This is a genomic window from Escherichia sp. TW09308 (genome assembly GCF_000208565.1).
Classification (GTDB): domain Bacteria; phylum Pseudomonadota; class Gammaproteobacteria; order Enterobacterales; family Enterobacteriaceae; genus Escherichia; species Escherichia marmotae.
In genome coordinates this window covers 1,457,640-1,484,498 of the sequence record NZ_AEME01000001.1, presented here as the reverse complement: position 1 = coordinate 1,484,498, position 26,859 = coordinate 1,457,640, and the positions used below count along the sequence as shown (strand labels likewise).

Sequence of the window (26,859 nt, the reverse complement as noted above, 5' to 3'; positions counted from 1 at the left end):
AATGGCATGGGAACCACCACTATGGGGGTTAAGCTGGACGACGCGACGCGTGAGCGTATTAAGTCTGCCGCGACACGTATCGATCGCACACCACACTGGTTAATTAAGCAGGCGATTTTTTCTTATCTCGAACAACTTGAAAACAGCGATACCTTGCCGGAGCTACCTGCGCTGCTTTCTGGCGCGGCCAATGAGAGCGATGAAGCACCGAATCCGGCAGATGAACCACACCAGCCTTTCCTCGATTTTGCCGAGCAAATTTTGCCGCAGTCGGTTTCCCGCGCCGCCATCACCGCCGCGTATCGCCGCCCGGAAACAGAAGCTGTTTCCATGTTACTGGAACAAGCTCGTCTGCCACAGCCGGTTGCTGAACAGGCGCATAAACTGGCATACCAACTGGCGGATAAACTGCGTAACCAAAAAAACGCCAGTGGTCGCGCAGGCATGGTTCAGGGACTATTGCAGGAGTTTTCGCTGTCATCACAGGAAGGTGTAGCGCTGATGTGTCTGGCAGAAGCGTTACTGCGTATCCCCGATAAAGCCACCCGTGACGCCTTAATTCGCGACAAAATCAGCAATGGTAACTGGCAGTCACATATTGGTCGTAGCCCGTCGCTGTTTGTTAATGCCGCCACCTGGGGGCTACTTTTTACCGGTAAACTGGTTTCTACCCATAACGAAGCCAGCCTCTCCCGTTCGCTGAACCGCATTATCGGTAAGAGCGGTGAACCACTGATCCGCAAAGGTGTGGATATGGCGATGCGTCTGATGGGTGAACAGTTCGTCACCGGCGAAACCATCGCGGAGGCGTTAGCCAATGCCCGTAAGCTGGAAGAGAAAGGTTTCCGTTACTCATACGATATGCTGGGCGAAGCCGCGCTAACCGCAGCGGACGCGCAGGCGTATATGGTCTCTTATCAGCAGGCTATCCACGCGATTGGTAAAGCCTCTAACGGACGCGGTATCTACGAAGGCCCGGGGATCTCAATTAAGCTCTCCGCCCTACACCCGCGTTACAGCCGCGCGCAGTATGACCGCGTGATGGACGAACTTTACCCGCGCCTGAAATCCCTGACGCTGCTGGCACGCCAGTACGATATTGGTATTAACATCGATGCCGAAGAGGCCGATCGTCTGGAGATCTCCCTCGATCTGCTGGAAAAACTCTGTTTCGAGCCAGAACTGGCTGGCTGGAACGGCATCGGTTTTGTTATTCAGGCTTATCAGAAACGCTGCCCGATGGTAATTGATTACCTGATTGATCTGGCGACCCGTAGCCGTCGCCGCCTGATGATTCGTCTGGTGAAAGGCGCGTACTGGGACAGTGAAATCAAGCGAGCACAGATGGACGGCCTTGAAGGCTATCCGGTTTATACCCGCAAGGTGTACACCGATGTTTCTTATCTCGCCTGTGCGAAAAAGCTGCTGGCGGTGCCGAATTTAATCTACCCGCAGTTCGCGACACACAACGCCCACACGCTGGCGGCGATTTATCAACTGGCGGGACAGAACTACTATCCGGGTCAGTATGAGTTCCAGTGCCTGCATGGTATGGGCGAGCCGCTGTATGAGCAGGTCACCGGGAAAGTTGCCGACGGCAAACTTAACCGTCCGTGTCGTATTTATGCGCCGGTTGGCACACATGAGACGCTGCTGGCGTATCTGGTGCGTCGTCTGCTGGAAAACGGTGCTAATACCTCGTTCGTTAACCGCATTGCCGACACCTCTCTGCCACTGGATGAACTGGTTGCCGATCCGGTCGCTGCCGTAGAAAAAATAGCGCAGCAGGAAGGGCAAACCGGATTACCGCATCCGAAAATTCCCCTGCCGCGCGATCTCTACGGTCACGGGCGCGACAACTCGGCAGGGTTAGATCTCGCCAATGAACACCGTCTGGCGTCACTCTCCTCTGCTCTGCTCAACAGTGCGCTGCAAAAGTGGCAGGCCTTGCCAATGCTGGAACAACCGGTTGCGGCAGGCGAAATGTCGCCCGTTATCAACCCGGCGGAACCGAAAGATATTGTGGGCTATGTGCGTGAAGCCACGCCACGTGAAGTGGACCAGGCACTGGAAAATGCCGTCAACAATGCGCCTATCTGGTTTGCCACCCCTCCGGCTGAACGCGCAGCGATTTTGCATCGCGCTGCCGTGCTAATGGAAAGTCAGATGCAGCAACTGATTGGTATTCTGGTGCGTGAAGCCGGAAAAACGTTCAGTAACGCCATTGCCGAAGTGCGTGAAGCCGTTGATTTTCTCCACTACTACGCCGGACAGGTACGTGATGATTTCGCTAACGAAACGCATCGTCCTTTAGGCCCCGTGGTATGTATCAGCCCGTGGAACTTCCCGCTGGCCATTTTCACCGGGCAAATTGCTGCCGCGCTGGCGGCAGGTAACAGCGTACTGGCAAAACCGGCGGAGCAAACGCCGCTGATTGCAGCGCAAGGGATCGCCATTTTGCTGGAAGCGGGTGTGCCGCCAGGCGTAGTACAATTGCTGCCAGGTCAGGGTGAAACCGTGGGCGCACAACTGACGGGTGATGATCGTGTGCGCGGGGTGATGTTCACCGGTTCAACCGAAGTCGCTACCTTGCTACAACGCAATATCGCCAGCCGTCTGGACGCTCAGGGTCGCCCTATTCCGCTTATCGCTGAAACCGGTGGGATGAACGCGATGATTGTCGATTCTTCAGCACTGACTGAACAAGTAGTAATAGATGTACTGGCCTCGGCGTTCGACAGCGCAGGCCAGCGTTGTTCGGCGCTACGCGTGCTGTGTTTGCAAGATGAGATTGCCGATCACACCTTGAAAATGCTGCGCGGCGCAATGGCCGAGTGCCGAATGGGCAATCCGGGTCGCCTGACCACCGATATCGGGCCGGTGATCGATAGCGAAGCGAAAGCGAATATTGAGCGTCATATTCAGACCATGCGCAGCAAAGGCCGTCCGGTGTTTCAGACAGTGCGGGAAAACAGTGAAGATGCCCGTGAATGGCAAAGCGGCACTTTTGTCGCGCCGACGCTGATCGAACTGGATAGCTTTGCTGAATTGCAAAAAGAGGTCTTTGGCCCGGTGCTACATGTGGTGCGCTACAACCGTAATCAATTACCGGAGCTGATCGAGCAGATTAACGCTTCCGGCTATGGCCTGACGCTCGGTGTCCATACGCGTATTGATGAAACTATCGCCCAGGTCACTGGCTCGGCGCATGTTGGCAACCTTTATGTTAACCGTAATATGGTTGGCGCAGTAGTTGGTGTGCAGCCGTTCGGCGGCGAAGGGTTGTCCGGTACAGGCCCGAAAGCGGGTGGTCCGCTCTATCTCTACCGTCTGCTGGCGAATCGCCCGGAAAGTGCACTGGCGGTGACGCTCGCACGTCAGGATGCAGAGTATCCGGTTGATGCCCAACTGAAAGCAGCATTAATTCAGCCACTGAATGCGCTGCGGGAATGGGCATCAAACCGAACAGAATTGCAGGCGTTATGTACGCAATATGGCGAGCTGGCACAGGCAGGAACACAGCGATTACTGCCAGGACCGACGGGTGAACGTAATACCTGGACGCTGCTGCCGCGTGAGCGCGTGCTGTGTATTGCGGATGATGAACAGGATGCATTAACCCAGCTTGCCGCCGTGCTGGCTGTGGGCAGCCAGGTGCTGTGGCCGGATGACGCGCTGCATCGTCAGTTAGTGAAGGCATTGCCATCGGCAGTCAGCGAACGTATTCAACTGGCGAAAGCGGAAAATATTACCGCTCAACCGTTTGATGCGGTGATCTTCCACGGTGATTCGGATCAGCTTCGGGCGTTGTGTGAAGCGGTTGCCGCACGGGACGGTGCGATTGTTTCGGTGCAGGGGTTTGCCCGTGGCGAAAGCAATATCCTGCTGGAACGGCTGTATATTGAACGCTCGCTGAGTGTGAATACCGCTGCCGCCGGAGGTAACGCCAGTTTGATGACGATCGGTTAAACAGGTAGCCGGAGGATGTCGCAACCTCCTCCGGCATCATTAACGTGGTCGGATCCCTTCAATAATGATCCGCTGCACGTTTTCAACCGTTTGATTGAAAAACACCTCATCGCGCAATGTCGCGCCCGTTACCGCCTCCACCTGGGGAGCGAAATCAGCGTAATGTTGGGTGGAAGCCCAAATCATAAAAATCAGATGCTGCGGGTCAATCGGCGCGAGTTTGCCGCTTTTGACCCAACCGGCAATCAGCGCCGATTTCTCATCAATTAACGCCTTCAGGTCGCCGGTCAGTTCATCCATCAACAGCGGCGCGCCAGCCAGCATCTCCATACAGAACAGGCGCGAAGCCTGCGGATAATCACGGGAAACTTCCAGCTTCAGCCGGATGTACTCTTTGATCGCCGCCAGCGGAGCGAAATCTTCACGAAACGCCTTTAACGGTGCCAGCCAGATATCCAGAATTTGCCGCAGCACGGCAATATACAGTGCCTCTTTCGACGGGAAGTAATACAGCAGATTGGTTTTTGAAACGCCCGCCAACTCTGCAATTTGCTCCAGTCTTGTGCCGTGAAAACCGAATTGTGAAAAAGTGTCCAGTGCCGCGCTAAGAATCGCTTTTTTCTTCGCGCTCACTGCGCGCGAACGTTTACCCGTTGTTTTCACTGCGCCTTGCGTCATGCGCTCTCCCCTCTTGTCGATGGGCAACAGGATAGCAAAATCAGCACAATGCCTCGACCATCAACATTCGCAATATGAATGGAATAAGCGAGAAGGTATTAACGTGAGGATATAAAGGAGAACACCAGAACGAAAAAACCGCCGGGGTTTCCGGCGGTGGTGGCTAATGACGCGCGTCAGACAAAAACGCATTCGTCATTGATTAAGCCCGGCTATTTGTCGCTTTTGCCGTGACTGCTTTTACCACCTTTTTTTCCTGCTTCAGATGCGCGCTGCGGGTCATTTTTGAAATTCCCCCCGCTGTGCTGTCCACCTTTTTTACCTGCTTCTGATGCTCTTTCGCGGTCTTCTGCAAAATTGCCGGAACCGCCTCGATGGTTTGCCATTACTGACCTCCGTCATCATAGTGCCCAGGATTAACGCGGCGTATGGCGGATGCCATATTTTCGCTACGTGGGACTAAGCTTAGTGAACTGACGCGGGTAAGCCTGCGTTTGGTAATATCCTGCAACAGCTTCTTAGCGAGAATAGATATCATTTCTGATAATCAGCCATAAGCCGCTCTTATGATTAAAAAAACGCTATGAGATAAAAATGTATCATTTTGCGACAAAATTACAGGCTTGTGAAAGTTGTTATAAATCAAATAAGTGGTTGTGAAATTTGCACTCTGAAAAGGACGTCTTATCTTTAAATGAGTGGTAGCGAATCGCTACGGAATAGAGATAACACGAGGAGTGGTTAGAAATGGCTAAAGTTCTGGTGCTTTATTATTCCATGTACGGACATATTGAAACGATGGCGCGTGCAGTCGCAGAAGGCGCAAGCAAAGTCGATGGCGCAGAAGTTGTCGTTAAGCGTGTACCGGAAACCATGCAGCCGCAATTATTCGAAAAAGCAGGCGGTAAACCGCAAACTGCGCCCGTTGCAACCCCGCAAGAACTGGCCGATTACGACGCCATCATTTTTGGTACGCCGACCCGCTTTGGCAATATGTCAGGGCAGATGCGTACCTTCCTGGATCAGACTGGCGGCCTGTGGGCTTCCGGTGCGCTGTACGGCAAACTGGCGAGCGTCTTTAGCTCTACCGGAACTGGCGGCGGTCAGGAACAAACCATTACTTCCACCTGGACGACCCTTGCGCATCACGGCATGGTGATTGTCCCCATTGGCTACGCAGCGCAGGAATTATTTGACGTCTCGCAGGTTCGCGGCGGAACGCCTTACGGCGCTACCACCATTGCAGGCGGTGACGGTTCGCGCCAGCCCAGCCAGGAAGAGTTGTCTATCGCACGTTACCAGGGGGAATATGTTGCTGGTCTGGCAGTCAAACTTAATGGCTAATCTTCAACAGGAGGATACGCATGCCAACTCAAGAAGCGAAAGCCCATCACGTGGGTGAATGGGCATCTCTGCGCAATACGTCGCCGGAAATAGCCGAGGCCATTTTTGAAGTCGCCGGGTATGACGAAAAAATGGCGGAAAAAATTTGGGAAGAAGGTAGCGATGAAGTGTTAGTCAAAGCCTTTGCCAAAACCGATAAAGATTCGCTTTTTTGGGGCGAACAGACCATCGAACGTAAAAACGTTTAATCCGCAATTCCCCCGCTTCTGGCGGGGGAGTTTTCAAATTGTTGACAAAGTGCGCTTTGTTCATGTCGGATGCGGCGTAAACGCCTTATCCGACCTACATGATCGTGCAAATTCGATATAGTGCAATTCTCGGGTAGGCCTGATAAGCGTAGCGCATCAGGCAATCTAACAGATATAGTGCAATTCTCAGGTAGGCCTGATAAACGTAGCGCATCAGGCAATCTAACATTTGTCATCTGTCTCATACTCCCCCGCTTCTCGCGGGGGAGCTTTCTGTTATTTCACTGCCTCATTCAACACGCTATCAAACTTATCCATCGAGCAAAATCCGTTGGCATCTATCGGGCAGCCGGTAAGTTCCAGCGTCACGCGCTGAGCAGGTGCTTGCAGGGTTAAGGCGTCGGCATTACGCAACTGCTGCGAACTCTGGTACACATACTCGATTTTCATCAAATCACGATTGGCTTTGCTGTCATGCCAACGCTGGAAGACAATCTTGCCACCAATGGGCGTACGTTCATTCTGGTCATGCAGTTGATACGGTTTGAAATCCAGCGCAGTGAGTAGCGAGGCAATGTTAGAGTCGTGTCCTACCAACACCGTAATCTTCGGCGCACTGGCGCGATCGGTGACCAGGGCTTTGTCGATGTAGCTCACCAGCGGTTTCGCGACATTGCGCGCCACTTCCGGTGAAGTAAACAGGCTATCCTGGTAACCGTTTTTCAGTTTCGACAACACCTTCCACTGTTGATCTGATTTGATCTCTCCCCAGGCCACCTGATCCATCGGGAAACCTTCGTAGTATTGCAAAGTAAACGCATCCACCAGCGAGTTGCCCACCTTCAACGGCCCGGAAACGCCCGGCTCTTGTTGATATTTCGCGCTAAAAGTATTTTTGCCATCCACCAGTGAACACTGCTGTTTTTCTTTACAAGCCGGAGAATCTTTATAGTTAACGATTTTTTCCAGTAGCTGGTAGCTGTCGGTAAGCTGGAGTTTACTCAACTCTTTTTCCATTGCTGCCACTGCCTGCTCGCTGAATGCAGCGGAATCATCGGTGATTACCGGGTTAAAGGTTGGGTCCATCGTGCCCATTTTTTCCTGATGATGAACAGGAATATCACACCCCGGGAATGCGCCAGTAATAAAGAACTGCGCAGTGGCGACGGTACGTTGCAGGCTGTTCGCGTAGGCGTAAACGGTGTCCGGTGGCGGACATTCGCCCGATTTCACCATCCCCTGCTCTGCCAGCCATTCACGCATGTAATGGCCCATATACACTTCCAGCACGCCGCCTTTGGTGGTGAGTTGCCCTCCGGGGACATCCCATTGCGGCCATTTATTCGGCGTGGACTGCTCAAGCACGCTGCCATTATTTGCCAGCGGCGCACGTAAGTTATGACGGCTCATGAGTAGCACTTGCTGTAGCTGATAGCCTTCCGGCACTGTCTGTGCCTGAGCATTCGAAGAGAGTAAAACCATTCCAGCCACGGCCGCAGCGATTAGCGTTTTTTTCATTCCCATCACCTCTTTAGTTATCAATCAATTAAGAGTGTGACAGAAATATGGCATTTTTCCGGGAACCGGTTCGCAATTTAGCAGATGACGAGGCGGGAAACCGTCAGGCGATAACGGACAGTAGCTGCGCTATCGCCTGGTTTGTATCGTTAAACTAATATCTGAAACAGCACGGCAAAAAGAATGATATTGGCAATGACAATGGCCCAACCGTTATAAAGCATATATTTCAGGTGAGTAGATTGTGCCAGCCCCATTTGGCCAAACATATCTGATGAAGGGAAAGGCCCAAACCAGTCCACTTGCGATGAAGCTAACAATACCGCCGTTGTACCCTGTGGCGGTACACCTGCAGCCATCAACATCGGGCCAAATATTTTGTGCGTAAAAGTCATCTGAGCCACTGCGGCACCAGGCACATGACCGATAATGTTAAAGGCAAAAATACAGAAGCAAAGCCATGCCGGAGATATCCCGGTTAACAGGGGTTGGGTATATTCGAGCAACCCCTGATACGCCTGTAGGCTATCCATAAGTTCCAGAATCGGGTTATACAGCCAGTAGAGCAGAAACATCCACACCAGCCTGCCACACCCTTTATACAGCGCCTGCAAGATCCCGGTTGGACTTAACCCTCCCACCAGCCCGGTGACCAGAGCCACCAACAACATAACGATAATGGCAAAACTAAAACCTGCTTTTATCACTACGCCAATAACCGCCATAACAATAATGGTTGCTGCAAATGCCAGGGCGCTGAGCTTGCGACGGCGATCGCGTGCGGGATCTTCTTCTTCCTGCGTTTTCTCTGAAAGATCGACGTCGTAATGCAATTTTCCTTCCGTCATCTTCTGAATTCGCCCGGCCATGATCCAGCCTGCGAATAACGTCACGGCGCTCATTGGTAACCCGACGTACATCAGATATTGCGGATAAGTCAGGCCGCCGAGTTGTAAAATCGTCACTGTGCTGGGGGTAAAAGGCCCGGTAAACAATCCCACTGACCCCGCCGTCATCATCAGTGCCGCCACCGTGGGAGGTGTAAGCCGTACTGCTGCTGCCACAGGAATAATCACCGCAACAATAATGGCATTGCCACCCGCCATAGTGCCCAGCGCGCCACAGATGAGAATGGAAGAGATGACGATGCCAAATTTGACCCGTGTCTGGCTGGAAAGTCCGATCCGATGTACCACAAATTTGACCAGTTCAACGGCCGCTCCGGTACGTGTTGCCACTTCACCGACGCCTGCGCCAAGCATAATGATCAGTCCAACAGTGGCGATAAACGATCCTGTCGATTTTGCCAGCATGGTGCCCATTTCTGGTAAACCGGTGGAAGTCATTATCATCGCAATAATAATGGATGAAATAACCGCCAGAACAATATCGACGCCTATCAACGAGAGCACCGCTAACGCCACCAACGGTGTGAAACCCAGCAGTCCGAGTTCATTACCTGGACGCCCCTGACACCAGAACGCTGTCAATAAAAAAATAACCAACAGTAAGCCAATAATGACATTCTTTTTGGTGATATTTTGTCTGGTTAGCAAACCACCAGCGAGCATTGAGTCACTCATATAACTCCTTAACCCCATCGAATCGACCGTCAATATCAGCCGATGTATTTGGACAGCTCAGAAAATATCCCCCCTCGTTATTATTGTTGGCCAAATGCACTGAGGGTTTGTCCGGGTACTACAGGTATTATTCTGAGTTCGTAATTAACCCCTTTTAGGTGGGCAAATAACGCATTGTTACCAGAACAGGCGTTACAGATTAAATTTATGTTAACTTGGTGTTACCATGAAATGACTTTTTATCTATCGTCTATAACTCTGGGTTAACTCTTAATGAAACTGCGCCACCTGGAAATCTTCTATGCCGTGATGACATGCGGAACACTTTCACGTGCAGCGGAATCGCTGAATATTTCCCAACCGGCCGCCAGTAAAGCGTTAAAAAACGCTGAACAAAAACTCGGTTTTCAGCTCTTTCAGCGAGTTCGTGGCAAGCTTCTTCCAACCAGCGAAGCGATCACACTTTTTGAAAAAGCGCAGTCGATTTATCACGAACTCGATAACCTGCGACTGCTGGCCGATAACCTGACGCGAGATCCCCGAGCCAGAATAGCCCTGGGATGCCTGCCAAGCCTGGGATTAAGCCTGGTGCCCGAAATAGTCACTGCGTTTTACCAGCAGAATGCAAATCTGGTAATGACACTGACGACAGAGCACACTGAAACGTTGGTTAAAAAACTTGATCTGCGTGAGATTGATCTGGCCCTGACGCTACAGCCGATTCAACAGGGGGAGATTATGACGACACTGATAGCCGAAGTTCCGCTGGTTTATATCGACCGGGACTATCGCCAGGGCGCGGTAGAAATAGACAAGATTGACCAACAACGCTGGATTTCTCCTGGCCCACATTCCCTTTCCAATGCCATAGCCAAACGGCGTGATTTTTTGACAACGCGCCTGAATGTCCAGACCTATTACATGGCGACTGAATTTGTAAAACGAGGAATGGGATGCAGTATTACCGATATTTTCTCTGCCCGTCATAACCTCCCGGCAGAAACAATTCACCCCATCGAACCACCAATGAAAATTGATCTTTGTTTGCTACGTCGTGCCGACGTGTCACTTAGCCCCATTACACAAAAATTTGTTGATTTCCTCTGCCAGCAATTACGTCAGCAACTGCGAGCCATTAACCTTGAGTTATACCCTGAAAATAAAAAGTCAATTGCTCCTCAGGCCTAAATGTTTTGACATAACCCCAACGCATTTATTAGCGGTGGATATCTCAGGTGATGAAAAAACGCATTGTAGTTATTGGCGGCGGGGTTATTGGTCTGGCGACAGCATGGGTCCTGGTAAAACAGGGCCATCAGGTACAATTGTTAGAACGCAACAGCCAGGCAGGCGTCGCCACCAGTTTCGCTAACGGTGGGCAACTCAGTTATCGTTACGTTGCCCCTCTGGCGGATAAAGGCGTACCGATGCAGGGGCTTAAATGGATGGGGAAAAGTGACTCTCCACTGAATATGCGTTTGCGCATGTCATTAAGTCAGTGGCGCTGGTTGCTGGCGTTTTTACTGGCCTGCAATAACCGGACAAATAAACTCAATGGCGATCATATTTTACGCTTATCACTATTAAGTCGTCAGGTAATGGAAGCATGGTTGCTGGAGGATAATCTTGATGATTTCCACTGGCGCCGTTCTGGCAAACTGATTATTCATCGCCGCCAGCAAGATTTAGCCAAAGCGGCAAAAGGCATTAATCCGCATTTTCAACAGACTCTATTACGCGAAGAGTGCGTTCATCTTGAACCCGCACTAAAACATATTGGTAATTCCCTGTGCGGTGGTATTTATTCTCCCGGCGATGAAACGGCGGACTGCTATAAGTTCTGCCAGGCATTACTTGCCAAACTTAATGCCAGCGCGAATTTTTCGCTACAGACCGATTGTGAAGTTTTGCAGTTGAATAAAAAAGGTGAGCGCATAGTCTCCATTACCACCAGTACAGGAACGCTGATTGCTGATGATTATGTCGTTGCCGCCGGAAATAGCAGCACACATTTACTTACCGAAACCGGGATTCACGTACCGCTTTGCGGTCTGAAAGGTTACAGTCTGACACTCCCTTTCCCACAAAAAATGGGGATCGCACCGCAAATCAGTGTCACCGACTATGGTCATAAAATTGTCTATGCCCGACTCGGTGACCGGTTGCGTATCGCCGCCATGGTCGATATTGGCTATGACGGTAATGAACTGCGCCCTGAACGCATTGATGCCTTAAAACAGATCGTAGCCTCCAGTTTTCCGCAACTGCAAGGTATCGATGATGCCGAATTATGGACAGGTATGCGTCCATCCACTCCTGCGGGTCCGCCACTATTAGGACGGGCGAAGTATCAAAATCTCTGGATGAATCTTGGTCAGGGCAGTCTGGGCTTCACGCTGGCGGCAGGTAGTGCTGTGGTGTTAGGCGCTCTGCTGTCGGGCGAAGATCCTGCAATTTCACTTGATGGACTGACATGGAGCCAATCAGCTTGAATATCAAACGTAATAACCCACAGCCGCGTCTGGCCGCCAGCGTGGAATATGGCAACCTTGTTTTCTCTCCGGCCAGACACCGAAAAGCAATACCCCAGACATCGCGCAACAAACGCGCGAAGTGCTGGAAAAAATCGACGAATTACTTGCAGCGGCTGGCAGTGATAAATTTCATATCTTATCCGCGCAGGTATGGATAAAAGATATCACCCGCGATTTTGCCGATTTCAACGACGTATGGGTTAGTTGGATACCAGAAGGATATAGCCCAGCCCGTGCTGCCGTACAAGCTGAGATGGCTCGCCCGGAGATTCTGGTTGAAGTGATGGTCACGGCAGTAAAAGCAAGATAAGTTCCCCGTTTTCAGCCCCCTGGCAACGTAGTCATGGGGCATCCATGAAGGGTAAACGCCCCCTCTTTTACCTGCCAACATTCAGGCTGAAAATATCATTTTTAGTTATGTTTCGTCACAGACCTACGATTTTTTCTGATTTCCCCTACACTTAACACTGATACCTTGTCAGGGGTTTCCCTTTGTCTGTATTGATTTACGCGAGATAACGCTATGGAATTAAAGGATTATTACGCCATCATGGGCGTGAAACCGACGGACGATCTCAAGACAATCAAGACCGCCTATCGTCGACTGGCCCGCAAATACCATCCTGATGTCAGCAAAGAACCCGATGCCGAAGCCCGCTTCAAAGAGGTCGCTGAAGCCTGGGAAGTATTGAGTGATGAACAACGTCGCGCTGAATATGATCAGATGTGGCAACATCGCAACGATCCGCAATTTAACCGTCAGTTCCAGCATGGTGACGGCCAGAGTTTCAACGCCGAAGATTTTGACGATATCTTCTCATCAATTTTCGGTCAGCATGCCCGTCAGAGCCGCCAGCGCCCGGCCACACGTGGCCACGACATTGAAATCGAAGTGGCGGTATTCCTTGAAGAAACGCTTACTGAGCATAAGCGTACCATCAGCTATAACCTGCCGGTTTATAACGCCTTTGGCATGATCGAACAGGAAATCCCGAAAACGCTGAATGTGAAGATCCCGGCGGGTGTCGGCAATGGTCAACGTATCCGCCTGAAAGGCCAGGGGACGCCGGGCGAAAACGGCGGTCCGAATGGCGATCTGTGGCTGGTGATTCATATTGCGCCACATCCGTTGTTTGATATTGTCGGTCAGGATCTGGAAATTGTGGTGCCGGTTAGCCCGTGGGAAGCGGCACTGGGAGCTAAAGTCACCGTTCCAACACTGAAAGAAAGCATTTTGCTGACCATCCCACCAGGCAGTCAGGCCGGACAACGATTGCGCGTTAAAGGTAAAGGTCTGGTCGGTAAAAAACAGACCGGCGACCTGTATGCGGTGCTGAAAATCGTCATGCCGCCGAAACCTGATGAAAACACTGCTGCGCTGTGGCAACAACTGGCAGACGCCCAGTCGTCTTTTGATCCACGTAAAGATTGGGGGAAAGCATAATGGCTAACGTTACGGTGACTTTTACCATTACTGAATTTTGCCTGCATACCGGCATTTCTGAAGAGGAGTTGAATGAAATTGTCGGTTTAGGCGTAGTTGAACCGCGTGAGATTCAGGAAACGACCTGGGTGTTTGACGACCATGCCGCCATTGTGGTGCAACGCGCGGTACGTCTGCGTCAGGAACTGGCGCTTGACTGGCCGGGGATCGCGGTGGCGCTAACGTTAATGGATGATATCGCACATCTGAAACAGGAAAACCGCCTGCTGCGCCAACGGCTTTCCCGGTTTGTGGCTCATCCGTGAGTTTGTTGCCTGATGCGACGCTTAACGCGTCTTATCACGAGGCAGATTATAGCGTTGTGGTCGCACAGAGTGAAGGCGCTGATCACCGTTACTACAGCACGCCAGAAATGCAGAATATTTTGCTGCAAAATGTCGTTGGTCACGCTGTCCGGAAAGCAAAAAATTTTGCTGGTGGTGCGACTGATGCGATTTTTTCTGGTCGCCCGGTGCTGATCAACTACTCCTGTTCTTTGGCCTTGCGGCGCTGGAGTTCTTCACGCGCGACGGTGACGAGTTGCCCGATCTCCTCGGCAGCTTTGACACCGATTTTTTCCACCTGCGCCAGTGCATCGAGCGAAGAAACCAGGGGATTTTCTCCTCTTCCTTCTGCCTGGCGGCGAGCGATCTCACCGCGCATGGCGGTTACTATGAATCCGGCGTTGCTTTCGCCGTCCAGTTTTACGGATTCCATGCCCTCCATAACATCGTGGGGAACCCTGATCGTTGTCATTTGCGATTTTGCATTTTTGTATACAGACATAGTTAATCACCAATTTGTTATGTGTATATCACTATACACAAAAGTGAGATATAAAAACACTTGCAATGTATATCACCACAATATAATGTGTATCTCACATGGAGGTCGCTATGTATCTCACAATGAGCGATTCATAAAAACGACGAAACCCGGCAGTGCGCGAACACTAACCGGGCTTCTAACCAAACCGTTAAATGAGGTAACGATTATGGCTGGAATACAGCATACCCAAACTCACCCTAAATTTATATACACCTTCCTGGCGGTGCACCGTGATTGCATGGCTGACGGTAAAAACACTGTACACGTAGCCGCTGATACGCTGGTGGATGCCTGCAAGATGCTCAATGATATGGGCTATATCTCGGCAACATGGAAAGGGCGCGAAGAAAACACGCTGTTTATTCAGAAATGCGAAAACAATTTTATATGGCGTTTTATCGCCCTGAGCACAGCACAACCGCGTGTAATTCACATCGAGGCCACCAGCGAACAGGAAGCACGCCAGCAATCTCCTGATGGCTGCGTGATGGTATTCGCTGCCCGCATTCGCCAGGAGGTGGAACATGTGTAATGCAACATGGCCTGATGCAGCGGTAGACGCTATCAAAACGCTGATGGATTCACTTATTGAGATTTCTGCTATCGCTGGTGTGGCGCATAAACACGCAGCCAGAGAATCAGAATGCATCTCCCATTATTTAGCATTTGTGCAGCTAAAAGCCGATCAGGCACTGGATAAGGCCGGAAAAATTATCATGGCTGATGTGCAGGAGGTGCACCATGCATAACCTGTCAATTTCTGACCTTAACAGCATTCAGTTTGACGAGATATTTTCCGGGCAGCTACTGGTCAACGTGGAGAATGGACGCGTGGTAAGTAATTATCACCTGCCGGATGGTGCAATTGCCGGAAGCGTTGAAGCATTGCTGGAACTGGCAGAACGTGCGCGACTGATTAAGCCGTTAACGTGCCATCACGATGATGATCTGCATTTTACCGGACGCATGGTGAGTCACTACGAAAACGGCGTTGAAGTATCCCGCGAACGTCTGCGTGATGATTGCTGTTTCGGCACACTGCCGGAATTTATCGAATTGCTGACCAGTTGCGGTTATCAGGTCATTCAGGGGGGGTAAACATGCGTGATGATCGTTTTAATTCCCTGAAACGGGAATTTGATGGCGCACCGGAAGATGCAGCGGGCGCATTGTTGAGCGTTGCTGACATGATGAAAGCTGCATTATTTTCTTATCAATACCAGTGGCTACAAGTCAGAGGGTGAAATGATTCTTAGTATTGCGTCGGACTATGCGGAATATGTGGCAGAGACGCGTTACAGAAGAAAATTCACGGAGGATGTAAGCCATGCATAATCATGAAGCGCATGTACCCGTAGTGCTTAATGTGCCAGATGATTTCACCGGACGCGTACTGGTTTACCTGGATAAAGGGAAAGTGAAATCACAACGCCGACTGAAAAGTAATGAGATTGTTGGTTCTCCTGAATTTTTTTCTGAACTCTGTATTCGTGCAGAAATAAAACCGGAACTGCTGACAGGAAAATAAAACCATGAAACTGAAAAATTCTGGCTTTACTGTCAGCGGTCTCTCTCGGCCTGAAATTCGTCCCGGCGATATTTTCCGGGATAAATACGGCGGCACGATAACGATTAAAACCGTCGATGATTTTCGCGTGACCTATATCCGCAAAGGTTATGCGCATCCCTGCGTGTCGTCACATATGCGCTTTGAAAGGGAATTCATCCTGGTAAGTAAAGCGCCACCAGCAGAATTAAGCGACATAGACAAAATCATGAGCGTCACGGGCGCGGAACGCATCAGGACAGTACGTGAAATTATTCGTGAGCGGGGAGGTAAGAAGTGAAAAACGCACCGAATTTAAAATATCAGCCGAAGGATAAATTCACCGAGGTAATCATTTTTGCCGGGACGGATGCTTACGCCCATGCTCAACACTGGATTGAAAGCGAAGGACGAAAACACGGCGATAACGTGCCACCTGTTTATCTGGGGCCAAAGCAACTGGCAGACCTGGCGAATATCCGCATTATTGACGAGAAACGCCGCTTTGCACGTGTCTATCTCGCGGGGGAGATAGAGCCAATCCAGATCAATGCTATTGCTGAAAAGCTGGCGCTGGCTGGTGTACAGGACGCGAAATTATACAAAGGTATCACCGACCGGGAGCCGGAAAACTGGCGCGACTACCTGCAACGGATCCGCGAACAGGCAGAGAGTGGGGAAGTTTCAGCGATGAAATTAGCCACAAAAAATATTGACCTATCTAGGCCAGCACTAAATCAGATGGGAGCCAGCCAGAGAGGGGAAGTGTTACTTGAATATTATGGAAGAGCACTGGCTATAAATGATGATTCTGATGTAGTTCACCATTACAACGGAATTGTCTGGGTGCCTGTATCTGATAAGGAACTCCAGCGGTCTATGGCGAAGATTTTTATTGATGCTGGAATCAGTTATTCGCAAAACGCCATTAAATTTGCCGTAGACACAATGAAATTGAGCCTGCCTGTTATGGGCGGGGCAGACAGGAATCTTATTGGATTCAGTAACGGGGTATTTGATACCCGGACGGGAAATTTTCGGGAGCATAACAAAAATGACTGGTTGTTAAATGCCAGTGAATTACCGTTCAGCCCACCAGCAGAGGGGGAAACGCTGGCAACACATGCGCCGAATTTCTGGAAGTGGCTGCGTCGTTCGGTGGCAGATAATGATCGTAAAGCTGATCGCGTACTGGCGGCATTATTCATGGTGCTGGCGAACCGGTACGACTGGCAGTTATTCCTTGAGGTAACAGGCCCAGGCGGAAGCGGTAAAAGTGTGATGGCTGAGATTTGTACCATGCTGGCGGGTAAGGCCAACACAGTATCGGCAAGCATGAAGGCTCTGGAAGACGCAAGGGAACGCGCGTTAGTAGTTGGCTTTTCGCTGATTATCATGCCGGATATGACTCGCTACGCTGGCGATGGTGCAGGAATTAAGGCAATTACTGGCGGCGACAAGGTGGCAATTGATCCGAAACATAAAGCCCCCTACTCCACACGTATTCCGGCAGTAGTGCTTGCGGTAAACAATAACGCCATGTCATTCAGTGACCGAAGCGGGGGGATCTCGCGTCGTAGGGTGATATTTAATTTCTCTGAGGTCGTACCGGAGAACGAACGCGATCCCATGCTGGCGGAAAAGATAGAAGGCGAACTGGCGGTAGTGATTCGCCATTTGCTAACACGATTTACCGACCAGGACGAAGCTAAAAGACTACTTTATGAGCAGCAAAAATCAGAAGAAGCGCTGTTGATAAAGCGCGAAGGTGATTCACTGGTGGACTTTTGCGGCTATCTGATGTCGTTGGTTAAATGTGAAGGAATGATGGTGGGCAATGCGGAAATAGTGCCATTTAGCCCGAGGCGATACCTGTATCATGCTTATTTAGCCTATATGTCAGCGCATGGCCTGGGAAAACCAGTATCACTGACACGCTTTGGTACTGATATGCCAGGAGCTATGGCGGAATACGGAAAGGAGTATAAGCGGGCTAAATGCACTAAAGGCCCGGATAAAGGGCGAGTGATAACAAATGTTCTGTTAGATGATGATGCTGATGGCTGGTTGCCAGCAGCTACAGGGATTAACGACAGAACATAATACGAAATTTATAAGCTGAAACGTAAAGGTAGACGGTTGGTAGACAGATTCACTTAACCCTCTACCAACCATCTACCAATTAATATTTTGAATTATAAAGATATTTTCAATGTAGTAGAGAGGTAGACAGTTATTTCTATATTCCTAAACCACGGGGGGTATATAAAAAACAGATAGTTAAGGGGGCATTTTTTAAATTTCTCTTTTAACTGTCTACACTGTCTACCATTTAGTAAAAATCATTAATTATCAATGTATTAATGCGGTAGACCGTTGGTAGACAGTTTGCAGATTGTTTTTTTGTTATGTGTTAATAACATTAAATAAATCAATCAATTATATCGGTAGACAGTTGGTAGACAGTTGTAACGATGGGGCAAAGCATGACTAAGCTGACCATTAACAGAAAACCAAAAGGTATTTACGGCACGCCGCAGAAAACGACGCAGGCGGCACAGGAGCAGGATAAAACCACATCGGCGCATAAAGTGATGCCCGGTAACCAGAAAGCGCAGCAGAAGCCTACAGGGGCGACACCGTGGCGGCATATGACCAAACGCCAGCGCAAAAACCGCAGGCGCGTTAACCGCCTCACTGAGTTGTGGCCTGACTTATTCAGCCGGGAAGCACTGAAGCCGCTTAAGGTGGGGATATTCGACGACCTGATGCAGGATCTCGCCGCCAGGGGGCTGGCATTCGGGCCAGGGGCATTGCGTGCGACGCTGGCATCTTATGCGCAGTGTCCGCGCTATTACCGCGCCTTAATGGCTGGTGGGGTACGCTACGACCTGAAAGGCCAGCCGTGCGGCGAGGTGACACCACAGGAACAACAGGACGCAGAAACGCGGCTGGTGGCGCTGAATGAGAAGCGCAAACGCCAGTGCCGGGCAGCAAAGGAGACAATAGGCGCATGATTCACGACAGCAAAGCGGAAGCACTGGAAGCGCGTGGTCTGTACCGGAGAGCGGCGGCGCGGTGGGCTGAGGTCATCATGCTGGCGAATGATGACAAGGCACGGGAACAGGCGGCAAAACGTCGCGCGGAATGTATCCACAAGGCAGCACGCCCACCAGCAAGGCAGGATAATTTCGGGGAGATGCGCGAAACCATCAGCCGGGCACATGCCGGGATGGGATTACATCAGCCCAATGGTGAGGCATTCAGGAAATACCAAAAAAAGAACAATTGTAGTCAGTAACAGAGGATGGGATTCTCTTGGTTTTTTGTTGATGCTTTCTGAGGAAATCTACTACGTTGCTGAGCAGATGAATATTCAATTGCATCTGGGTTCCTGATAAGATTAATCTGAATATTTTCATTTGGAATAGGGATATGAATAAAACTTTAATTGCAACATTAGTCGGTATAGTAATGTTAACCGGATGTGGGCCAGAAGAGTTAACTCCAGAACAGAAACAGGAAGTAGCTGCTCTTAAAGCTGAACTGTCGCAAACGGAAGGTGAAATATCAGCAGCTAAGGAAGTTGACCAGCAGTTTTCTGGTGGGTTGATAAAAAATCTGACAACAGCAAGACTGGAAATATTAGGAACTAATAAAGCGCTTTTGGAACAGCGTATTAATGCTATTGAATCAGGTGCCAAAATTGATGTTGTTGTATCTGGAGTAAAACCTGATCCTGAGCTTGCGGCTTCAATTAAAACTGAAATTGACAGCTTAGATGCAAAAATCAACGAAGCCAAAGCTGATGCTCGTCAGTATAGTGGTGGTCTGATAAAGGTACTAAAATTATCTACTGTTGCCACTGAAGAGCAGACCATGGCAATGTTGCAGCAAAAGTACCTCACAGCCAAGTATGGCCTCGCTGAAGTTAAGCTGGCATCAGTACAAGCTAATGACGCAAAAAACAGTACTGAAACGGAAGTAACAGCCAAAAATTCCCAAGAGCAACTTCCTTTACTCCCGCCAGCGGATGGTCCGTTTGGCTTAGAAGCCGGTCTTACACAGAAAAACATCGAAGATATGATCGGTGCTAAGCTCAAGCCACTACCAGACAGTGTGAATCTGTATACTTCTGATAAATTACCGAAGCAAAACGCAGATTTTGAAATGTATGGTTTGCTGATCTCCCCGAAAGCTGGTTTATGTCAAATACGGGCTTTAGGAAAAAATATTGATACTGATAGCTATGGATTGGCTCTTAAATCCAAGTTTGAAGAATTGAGTAATTCTTTAAGTTCTCTGTATGGAAAGGCTGATACTACAGACTTTTTGCTGGCTGGTTCAATTTGGAAAGATCCTCAGGACTGGATGAGGGGGCTAAACAAAAAAGAACGCTTCTTATCTGCCACATGGAAGGGAACAAAAGAAATACCATTAAAAAACAATATTGATACTATATCTATTGAGGCCAGAGCGAACAATTCCACTCAGGGATATGTCTATCTGCAGTACTCATTTACAAATGACGAAATTTGTCAGGCAGAAATTGAAGGGGCGAAAAAAAGTTCCCTTTAAACAATCCGTGCAAAGCCCCTTAGTAAGGGGCTTTTATATATTAATGTTCAACGTGGGGGATTAGATGAAAGATAATCTAGCAAAACTAATTGAAAATACTTTAAAAGATATTCTATTAGCTAATGCTGCTCTAACATTCATTTTTGCAATACCAATGGCTATTATCAGTAGGCATGGGATGGGCATCACAATCTGGTTTATAACTGTGCTCATTGCACCTGCTCTGTGTGCAGTAGGTGCATGGCTTGTATCTCGAACATCCGGCCATGCTGAGGAGTTCTTTCATCGTCGGTGGGCTAAGCGAATTTATGTTTTTTATACTCTTGCGGCTGCCGAGTTTTTGCTTGTGTACTCAATCGCGCAAATAATGAAAAATCTGATGAAATAATTAACAAGTTATTATCATGGAGCTTGTGGCTGTTAACCTGCAGTGAGGCGACAATCGTGTATTTATAAAAACTTCCCCTTTTCACTCCCCGCTGCTTCTTCTGCTATTGCCTTTATGTTTGCATCTGCCATACCTTTGCAGAAAAATCAGAGCATTCAGTGCCGAAGGTTGGTTTATTGATGCTTTTCGTTTCATTTATTGCAATTGTCTCTGGTATCATTTCAATTTGTGCAATAATTGCAATTATTGTCATTCAGAAGGGATCATCATGAAAAATCACGGAGTAAAGCCAGTTTTACTTTCCCGGAGGCAGATCGAAGCCCTGCAACGCATCCAGGACGAAGAGCGTCAGAAATCTGTGCTTGGTGTGGCACCGTCGATTCATGTTATCGCTCGGCAACTGATGGATAAGGCACTTAAAGAGGTGAGACTGTGAAATTAAATATCAGAGTGGATAAACGCCAGCTATGGCAGAAAAAAGAGAACAGCGAGGCATTCAGGGCGTTGCTGGTGGAAAATCTTCAGCATCGGTTCAGTGGAGAGTTGCCTGATGCTCTAGGGAAGAAACTGGAATCCCTGACGGTGGAAATTGGCGATTATGGCTTTGTTGATGTTGAAAGCACGACTGCCAACACAGAAATCGTAAAACAGGTCGTCAATGATGTAATGAAAACCACGCTTAGCCAGCCATCCTGGCGCAACTGAATCAGTAAGGGGCGGTTATTGCCCCTTTCCTCCATACCCACAACGCATTCCCTTTCCGCATGAAATTATTTTTTATCGTATATGCATGAGGTGAGCTACATGTTGATGAGTAAAGCCGAATACGCCAAATACAAAGGCGTAAGCCGCCAGACAGTTTACGACTGGCTCGAGAAAGGCGAAGTGGTCATGTCCGGTAAAAAAATTGATGTGGAAGCGACAGAGCAGCGGAACAGCCCACCAGCACAGGGGAAAGACACCATTTCTGAAATGTGGCCAGAAAGAACGCTGGAAATGACATGGGGCGAGTTCTGGAAAGCAGTTAAGGCCAGAGACGGTAAAATTCCTGCGCCAGTAACGGACGAGGGCATACAGCAGCGTGTGCTGTATGCAGCCGGGGAATTAGGCTGGGAAGTGCACTTTCTTGATGATGGTGCTATCTGCCTTGAGGATGATGAAGGGCAGCATTACTTTGAAAAATACAATTTGCGAGGTAATGCCAGGCTGGCAATTCGTATGCTGCGTTGCGAACTCTGCTATGTTGCAGGTGATTATCCCGATGAACCGGAATCATGGAGTGAAGCCGGGTTAAACGCCCTGGCTGAGTGGGAAAAATCAGACCATCAATGACATCAAAAAGTGTCAAGTTGAGCAGCTTGCCAGCTTGCCAGCTTGCCAGGTTGACACTTTACACTCTGAACGCGAAAAAGTGTCAACCTCGCTGTAAGCCCCGCAATTACTGGGTTTGTGCCAGATTTACCACGTCAAAAAGCCGAAAAAACCGCGAAAAATGTCAAGTTGCCATGCTTAGAAATGCTAAGGTTTTTCGCGAAAAAGTGTCAAGTGTGTCAACCTGCGATATTAAGATTTATTAAGGTCTTAAGCCGGAAAGTGTCAACCAGCCCCCTAAGATTTCCTAAGGTGTGATTGGACGTGCTGTAACCTTCTTGTCGCAATGTGGATGAATGACTATAGTGCTGGTAGCTTTGACAGCAGAATCAGATTACTGAAGGAAATGTGTGATGAGTTTTTTTAGTCTTTATGGGAAAGAACTATTTTCTTTTTTTATAACGATTTTAACATGGATACTGAATAACAGATTTAAAAGCAAGGCAAAGTTATCCTATGGTTATCAGCATGGATTTACTTTTCTTCTCAATGAACCCTTACGGAATGCCAATGGTGAGGTAATATCTAATTCACAGTTGGTGTATACACGATCTATTATTCTTGTTAATGAAGGGCGAGAAAGTGCTACTAATATCTCATTGGTTTTTAACTATAAGCCAATGCATATTAATTTTTGGCCTGTCCACCATTTTGAAGAAAATATTGAACAGGATGGTCGCTATATTATCAAGTTTGAAAGCCTTGCACCTGGTGAGTCTATTCAATGTGAAATATTATCAATAAATAGAGAAGTTCCAAGTATTCTATCGATAAGATCTAAAGAGTGTGTGGCTGAGCCAGTGAATATCGTGATGCAAAAATCGATTAGTAATATTGCCCTACGTTGCTATCAATTATTAATACTTCTTGGAACTGGCACATTAACATATTTAATTATCGTTATTCTGCAATGGTTAGTCACTAAAACGGGATAATCCATTGTATTGAACTTATTAATTGGATATGAGTGCTGATAGGAAACCTATGACCATCACCGAAGCCGATATGCTGGAGATGATCCGCAGCATTGCCGGAATCAAACAACCAGCAAGCAAAATTAACAGGTGTTCAGCGCCTGTTTCCGTTGTGCTGCAACAGGAACGCCACCAGCGGCGGGAAAACGAAAAGGCGTACCAATGGACGAAGCCAAACAAGTTACGGCGTTAATTAGGGATGCGGGCTGGGATAGCCCGCATTTTGCTCACAGCTTGTTATAAATTTTTCCAGCGAAGTCATGAACCGCCTGAGGAATATCCGACGGCGTACCTAGCATTGTTGGCGCATCGGAAACAAAGAACATGATCGCTTCTTTGATTTCTTCGAAAGATGGGGTAGGGGTAATGCGCTTGAGATTTGAAACAGCCCGTCGGAACTCCGCCGTATCCATTGGATGCCTGCTAAACCACGTTGGACTAGAAGCCCAACATTTTACTGCTTCTTTCACCTTAGTGTTCATCATTTTTCCTTTTGCTTATTACCATACAAAGCATGTGGAAAGAGAAGATTAACATGGAAAATATGGGGTTGGTGAGCAAATGGTACTGGTAGCCCGTCGACATCTATCAGCATGATGATGTGAGGCCGTATCAGTGGCGGAAACCGAACAGGCTGCGACGGTGAGCGGGGCGTTATAGTAAGCCAACAGCCAAGCCAAACATTAAGCCTAAGGGTAGGGCTTTTTTGTGGCTGGTGGCGTAATGCCAACATTGTTACATGATGTTTTGAGGTATTATCTGCATGTTCGTGGTGAGGAACCACCAGAACTGATGAGCTTTTGTTTATGCATGTACTGCATGAAAACTGTCCTATAAAGTGGGGGGTAGGTGTGCTGAGGAGAACATTGTGAGCTACGCCAAATTAAATTGTGTCGGGGGTGAACAAGTTTCTTGATAGGTGTCAGTAGGCACCTATAGTTATAGGCTTCTTCAATTTTGTGTGCACAATATTTTGTATTGATTGGGGATAGGGTTGCACGCAAAATTAAAAAATGTATATTTATTAACGTGTATTTGATAATTTTTAAATAAAATATTTCTCTATGTTTATCATAAAAGGTTTTTTATGAGCGTGGCAATAAAAACAATGACACCAGTGTCATATTCTATAAAAGTTGATGCGATTAAGAAAAGATTGTCATATTTTAGTGATGTTTCTTTTTTGAGAAATTTTTATGAACACTTCCAAAAAGTAAGGGATGTCGAGGTGGGTATTGTTTCCAATTTCCCTTGGTGTTGCTATCTGGCAATGAAATGGAAGTTTTGCATGAAGGAAAAAAAGCCTGCAAAAGAAATGAGTAAAAATGATTTTGTTGATATTATCAACTTAATCTATAACTTGCAACTAGAAGCATCTAATTTAATCGTTGATGATAAAGTTATGCTAAGCCTTAGACGAATGGTGATAAATCAGTTGCTTTATCAATCAACTGATAAATTTAATGCCAATTCATTAACAAGACAGTATATTTGGTATTGCTTGAATGATGAATCATATTATAAAGATAAGTTTTTAGAATGTACTGGTTTACATTTGGAAAACTATTACAAAATGGCATGTTATTTTACCGCTATTTCATGTATTAATCCTGATATAGAATCAGAGGTTATTCCATTTAAACACTTGATAATAAACTTGGTTCCGATATTTGGTCCGGAACAAGTGAAAAGATTTTTGGAATTAACATGCTTAAAAATTGATGGTGTGAGAGATTTTATTGCCCCATATAAATTGGATAAAAACATTACCGCTGAGTATTATGAAGATACACCATTCCTCAGTAAACCAATGTTTTTAGATGGCGATGGTGTAGTGATATTATGCAAAAGAATCATGAAGTCAGGGTTTGTCAACCTAGTTCCAGAATTGTTCAAGCAGGTCTATAAGGAATCTTATAAAGAAAAATTTGGTAAGACGATGGAACTTTATATTTCTCGCTTTCTTGATAAGTACAATTATAACTTTAAGACTGAAAGGGAGGTTAAGAGGATTTATAGTGATAATGCAATAAAAAATTGCAAGTCCGTAGATTTTGTTATTTCAGAGGGAGATTCAATAGTTTATATTGACTCGAAGGCAATAGAGCCTGCAAAGTTCGTTAAAACATCTAATAATGCTCAGTTGCTAAAGGAAAGGTTGAATAAGAGTTTTATTAAAGGGATGTATCAAGGTCAGGAATGTGCTTTTAACTTAAATAAAATAGAGATGAGAAAACCATCTTCGAAAGATTCAATGTTAATTGTGGTGCATCGGGATCATCATATATCAAATGCAATGGTTGTGCAGGATTTTATTAACCCTGATTTATCAACTGAGTTATCTGAAAAATATCATAGTATCCCCATTGATCTAAAAAGAATTTACTATATAACAATTGATGAGTTCGAATTATTACTTATGATGTGTAAACAGAAAGAACTATCTATTAATGAGTTTATTGATATGTGTGTGGAAAAAGATTCATTCCCTCATACTCAGAAGTCTAATCTAAGCATGCACATATATGAATTTGCACCAGAGGGTATTGATGATGATCAATTGATTGTAAAAGGAAGAGACTTACTGATTGATGATGTTATTGAAAATATGAAAGAGAGTGCATCAAAATGGTCTGGGAAAGTTGATATGTATCTTAAAATAAAAGATTATATTTTTAATTGGTAATTAAGCAAGGGTGTTATTATCAACACCCTTGCTCATAGTCTTACAATATTAAATGTTGTGTTTTTTATTTATATATTTTATTGCCCATCAAGCTATTAATTCATCTCGTTATTTGAGATAGGTTGAGCATTTGTATTTTTTTATCAATTTTATCTGTATGAGCTTAAGCAGCTTCAATAATATCTGCGTTAAATTACGCTTCATTCAGAGACGTGCTTGCTATTGACATGTAATCCATGTGCAACAAGATTCCTGCCATAACTTATGCGTTTCAGATCCGAATCATGGACTGCTTTAAGTCATTTTTGTAGGGAAAACATGTTCACATGTCAGCACTGATTTGTTTCATCATATCCACTATCTCGAATTTCTGTGTCGATAGATGAATGCAGACGGAAATATGTGAATTTTGTGCACGCTCTGCTATTAAGCGAAAACGAGCGTGGGTATATCAACTAATAATTGCCCTCATTAACATAGGTGGTGGCGGGTATAATCTCTGTAACCCAGTTGTTCGTGACTACCCACCTCGTCAAATTTTCACACCCGCGAAATAAAAAATACTTCACGCTAGTGGTTATCCTTGGGCATCCACCAGCCCTTCATCATTGCCTGCCGGTGAGGCTGAGGCTCGAAGAAAAAGAGTGCTAGATAGTCGATTTTTGCCTGGTTTGGGATAAGGGAAAATTTATTGGGGGTACTTTTGGGGGTATCTATAAAAATGAAATATGAAAATATCATTAAATATCAATGTATTTTTTGTTTATGTTTTGTTCCTATTATCGCACCATTTAAATCAATAAGTTACACATCATTAGTACCTTCCTTATTTTTTGACTGGGACAAATTTGGGACCGATGGGTTCAGGATCGAGTCTATTTGCCGTGCGTGTTCGGTAAGGTGATTAGGTGCAAGGTGAGCATATCGACGAACCATTTCGATAGACTCCCAGCCTCCCATTTCCTGCAACGAAGTCTGTTATCAATACAAATTCAACAATCAGCCTTTGTGCTTCATGAGACTCCATCCAGCGGAGCCGTTTATTCTTCGGCTGAGACACTTTTATTATTCGTGCACTATCCGGCATCCCGGCTCAGTAACAAGGATACTCGGAAAAATGCACGTCATGCA

Annotated in this window: 29 protein-coding genes and 3 pseudogenes; 25 read left to right on the top strand and 7 right to left on the bottom strand. The window is 47.3% G+C overall.

From position 1 onward, the window contains the following. Positions 1-6: 6 nt before the first annotated feature. The gene (gene putA, locus ESM_RS0107210) at positions 7-3,969 is read left to right on the top strand and encodes a trifunctional transcriptional regulator/proline dehydrogenase/L-glutamate gamma-semialdehyde dehydrogenase (RefSeq protein ID WP_010377195.1); all 3,963 of its coding nucleotides are present in this window, start codon (positions 7-9) and stop codon (positions 3,967-3,969) included. A 39-nt stretch (positions 3,970-4,008) separates the two neighbouring features. On the opposite strand, the gene rutR is transcribed toward putA, so the two are convergent. Continuing rightward, positions 4,009-4,647, bottom strand: coding sequence for an HTH-type transcriptional regulator RutR (gene rutR / locus ESM_RS0107205; RefSeq protein ID WP_000191701.1), 639 nt, complete (start codon positions 4,645-4,647; stop codon positions 4,009-4,011). A 212-nt stretch (positions 4,648-4,859) separates the two neighbouring features. Further along, positions 4,860-5,033, bottom strand: a complete 174-nt coding sequence (locus ESM_RS0107200) for a general stress protein (RefSeq protein WP_001273657.1) — start codon at positions 5,031-5,033, stop codon at positions 4,860-4,862. A gap of 361 nt (positions 5,034-5,394) precedes the next feature. On the opposite strand from ESM_RS0107200, the gene wrbA reads away from it, so the two are divergent. After that, positions 5,395-5,991, top strand: coding sequence for an NAD(P)H:quinone oxidoreductase (wrbA, locus tag ESM_RS0107195; RefSeq protein ID WP_001151439.1), 597 nt, complete (start codon positions 5,395-5,397; stop codon positions 5,989-5,991). Positions 5,992-6,011: 20 nt separating this feature from the next. Next, the gene (locus ESM_RS0107190) at positions 6,012-6,239 is read left to right on the top strand and encodes a YccJ family protein (protein ID WP_001143120.1); all 228 of its coding nucleotides are present in this window, start codon (positions 6,012-6,014) and stop codon (positions 6,237-6,239) included. 276 nt (positions 6,240-6,515) lie between these two features. Here ESM_RS0107190 and agp read toward each other — a convergent pair whose 3' ends face one another. Next, on the bottom strand, positions 6,516-7,757 hold the full coding sequence (gene agp / locus ESM_RS0107185; RefSeq protein ID WP_000751746.1) for a bifunctional glucose-1-phosphatase/inositol phosphatase: 1,242 nt from the start codon (positions 7,755-7,757) through the stop codon (positions 6,516-6,518). 149 nt (positions 7,758-7,906) lie between these two features. Then, entirely contained in the window at positions 7,907-9,340 is a 1,434-nt protein-coding gene (locus ESM_RS0107180; RefSeq protein WP_001285182.1) for a hypothetical protein, read from the bottom strand. Positions 9,341-9,613: 273 nt separating this feature from the next. Between ESM_RS0107180 and ESM_RS0107175 the strand changes: the two genes are divergently transcribed. From ESM_RS0107175 to cbpM, 5 genes and pseudogenes are all read left to right on the top strand, one after another. Next, entirely contained in the window at positions 9,614-10,528 is a 915-nt protein-coding gene (locus ESM_RS0107175; protein ID WP_000776564.1) for a LysR family transcriptional regulator, read from the top strand. 50 nt (positions 10,529-10,578) lie between these two features. Further along, positions 10,579-11,832 (top strand): D-amino acid dehydrogenase, encoded by a 1,254-nt coding sequence (locus ESM_RS0107170; protein ID WP_000746243.1) that lies wholly within the window; start codon positions 10,579-10,581, stop codon positions 11,830-11,832. Next, positions 11,829-12,184 (top strand): annotated as a pseudogene (locus tag ESM_RS01000000124260) (RidA family protein). The gene ESM_RS0107170 and the pseudogene ESM_RS01000000124260 overlap by 4 nt, the downstream one beginning before the upstream one ends. Positions 12,185-12,397: 213 nt before the next feature. Then, a complete protein-coding gene (cbpA, locus tag ESM_RS0107160; RefSeq protein ID WP_000420635.1) occupies positions 12,398-13,318 on the top strand; it encodes a curved DNA-binding protein in 921 nt (306 codons plus the stop codon). Next, complete coding sequence (gene cbpM, locus ESM_RS0107155) at positions 13,318-13,623, top strand: chaperone modulator CbpM (protein ID WP_000024563.1); 306 nt, start codon at positions 13,318-13,320, stop codon at positions 13,621-13,623. The genes cbpA and cbpM overlap by 1 nt, the downstream gene beginning before the upstream one ends. A gap of 217 nt (positions 13,624-13,840) precedes the next feature. Here the strand turns inward: cbpM and ESM_RS0107150 are convergent, their stop codons facing one another. After that, positions 13,841-14,143 (bottom strand): YlcI/YnfO family protein, encoded by a 303-nt coding sequence (locus tag ESM_RS0107150; RefSeq protein WP_024257672.1) that lies wholly within the window; start codon positions 14,141-14,143, stop codon positions 13,841-13,843. Positions 14,144-14,351: 208 nt separating this feature from the next. Between ESM_RS0107150 and ESM_RS1000000129635 the strand changes: the two genes are divergently transcribed. The 16 genes and pseudogenes from ESM_RS1000000129635 (at position 14,352) to ESM_RS0107070 (ending at position 23,235) form a co-directional block, all read left to right on the top strand. After that, positions 14,352-14,717 carry a host cell division inhibitor Icd-like protein gene (locus ESM_RS1000000129635; RefSeq protein WP_000907409.1) on the top strand — a complete coding sequence of 122 codons (366 nt, stop codon included), beginning with the start codon at positions 14,352-14,354 and terminating at the stop codon, positions 14,715-14,717. Further along, positions 14,710-14,934: a hypothetical protein gene (locus ESM_RS0107140; RefSeq protein ID WP_000335966.1), complete on the top strand. Its 225-nt coding sequence runs from the start codon at positions 14,710-14,712 to the stop codon at positions 14,932-14,934. The genes ESM_RS1000000129635 and ESM_RS0107140 overlap by 8 nt, the downstream gene beginning before the upstream one ends. Beyond that, the gene (locus ESM_RS0107135) at positions 14,927-15,283 is read left to right on the top strand and encodes a hypothetical protein (RefSeq protein WP_000551744.1); all 357 of its coding nucleotides are present in this window, start codon (positions 14,927-14,929) and stop codon (positions 15,281-15,283) included. The genes ESM_RS0107140 and ESM_RS0107135 overlap by 8 nt, the downstream gene beginning before the upstream one ends. Positions 15,284-15,285: 2 nt before the next feature. Next, a pseudogene (locus ESM_RS01000000124255) lies at positions 15,286-15,520 on the top strand (hypothetical protein). Next, on the top strand, positions 15,513-15,713 hold the full coding sequence (locus ESM_RS0107125; RefSeq protein ID WP_000551489.1) for a hypothetical protein: 201 nt from the start codon (positions 15,513-15,515) through the stop codon (positions 15,711-15,713). The pseudogene ESM_RS01000000124255 and the gene ESM_RS0107125 overlap by 8 nt, the downstream one beginning before the upstream one ends. Before the next feature lie 4 nt (positions 15,714-15,717). Next, the gene (locus ESM_RS0107120) at positions 15,718-16,032 is read left to right on the top strand and encodes a DUF4222 domain-containing protein (protein WP_000769228.1); all 315 of its coding nucleotides are present in this window, start codon (positions 15,718-15,720) and stop codon (positions 16,030-16,032) included. Continuing rightward, positions 16,029-17,834 carry a DNA primase family protein gene (locus ESM_RS0107115; protein ID WP_000786265.1) on the top strand — a complete coding sequence of 602 codons (1,806 nt, stop codon included), beginning with the start codon at positions 16,029-16,031 and terminating at the stop codon, positions 17,832-17,834. The genes ESM_RS0107120 and ESM_RS0107115 overlap by 4 nt, the downstream gene beginning before the upstream one ends. Before the next feature lie 383 nt (positions 17,835-18,217). Beyond that, positions 18,218-18,748, top strand: coding sequence for a ProQ/FINO family protein (locus tag ESM_RS0107110; protein WP_000164225.1), 531 nt, complete (start codon positions 18,218-18,220; stop codon positions 18,746-18,748). Then, the gene (locus tag ESM_RS0107105; protein ID WP_000581045.1) at positions 18,745-19,032 is read left to right on the top strand and encodes a PerC family transcriptional regulator; all 288 of its coding nucleotides are present in this window, start codon (positions 18,745-18,747) and stop codon (positions 19,030-19,032) included. The genes ESM_RS0107110 and ESM_RS0107105 overlap by 4 nt, the downstream gene beginning before the upstream one ends. 134 nt (positions 19,033-19,166) lie before the next feature. Beyond that, a complete protein-coding gene (locus ESM_RS0107100; protein ID WP_001044338.1) occupies positions 19,167-20,309 on the top strand; it encodes a hypothetical protein in 1,143 nt (380 codons plus the stop codon). Positions 20,310-20,373: 64 nt separating this feature from the next. After that, entirely contained in the window at positions 20,374-20,697 is a 324-nt protein-coding gene (locus ESM_RS0107095) for a hypothetical protein (RefSeq protein WP_000654335.1), read from the top strand. 268 nt (positions 20,698-20,965) lie between these two features. Beyond that, positions 20,966-21,133 carry a hypothetical protein gene (locus ESM_RS1000000128785; protein ID WP_000788506.1) on the top strand — a complete coding sequence of 56 codons (168 nt, stop codon included), beginning with the start codon at positions 20,966-20,968 and terminating at the stop codon, positions 21,131-21,133. After that, the gene (locus ESM_RS0107085) at positions 21,130-21,402 is read left to right on the top strand and encodes a hypothetical protein (protein WP_000773311.1); all 273 of its coding nucleotides are present in this window, start codon (positions 21,130-21,132) and stop codon (positions 21,400-21,402) included. The genes ESM_RS1000000128785 and ESM_RS0107085 overlap by 4 nt, the downstream gene beginning before the upstream one ends. A gap of 99 nt (positions 21,403-21,501) precedes the next feature. Continuing rightward, on the top strand, positions 21,502-22,029 hold the full coding sequence (locus ESM_RS0107080) for a hypothetical protein (protein ID WP_000930136.1): 528 nt from the start codon (positions 21,502-21,504) through the stop codon (positions 22,027-22,029). Positions 22,030-22,421: 392 nt separating this feature from the next. Continuing rightward, entirely contained in the window at positions 22,422-23,003 is a 582-nt protein-coding gene (locus ESM_RS0107075; protein WP_000007757.1) for a hypothetical protein, read from the top strand. A gap of 49 nt (positions 23,004-23,052) precedes the next feature. Then, complete coding sequence (locus tag ESM_RS0107070) at positions 23,053-23,235, top strand: hypothetical protein (RefSeq protein ID WP_000156295.1); 183 nt, start codon at positions 23,053-23,055, stop codon at positions 23,233-23,235. A gap of 34 nt (positions 23,236-23,269) precedes the next feature. Here ESM_RS0107070 and ESM_RS0107065 read toward each other — a convergent pair whose 3' ends face one another. Continuing rightward, positions 23,270-23,524: a hypothetical protein gene (locus tag ESM_RS0107065; RefSeq protein WP_001093516.1), complete on the bottom strand. Its 255-nt coding sequence runs from the start codon at positions 23,522-23,524 to the stop codon at positions 23,270-23,272. 605 nt (positions 23,525-24,129) lie between these two features. Between ESM_RS0107065 and gapS1 the strand changes: the two genes are divergently transcribed. Continuing rightward, positions 24,130-25,728, top strand: coding sequence for a GapS1 family protein (gene gapS1, locus ESM_RS0107060; RefSeq protein ID WP_000109409.1), 1,599 nt, complete (start codon positions 24,130-24,132; stop codon positions 25,726-25,728). A gap of 804 nt (positions 25,729-26,532) precedes the next feature. Here the strand turns inward: gapS1 and ESM_RS1000000129630 are convergent. Then, positions 26,533-26,697 (bottom strand): annotated as a pseudogene (locus ESM_RS1000000129630) (integrase); the annotation flags it as partial. Between the last annotated feature and the right edge of the window lie 162 nt (positions 26,698-26,859).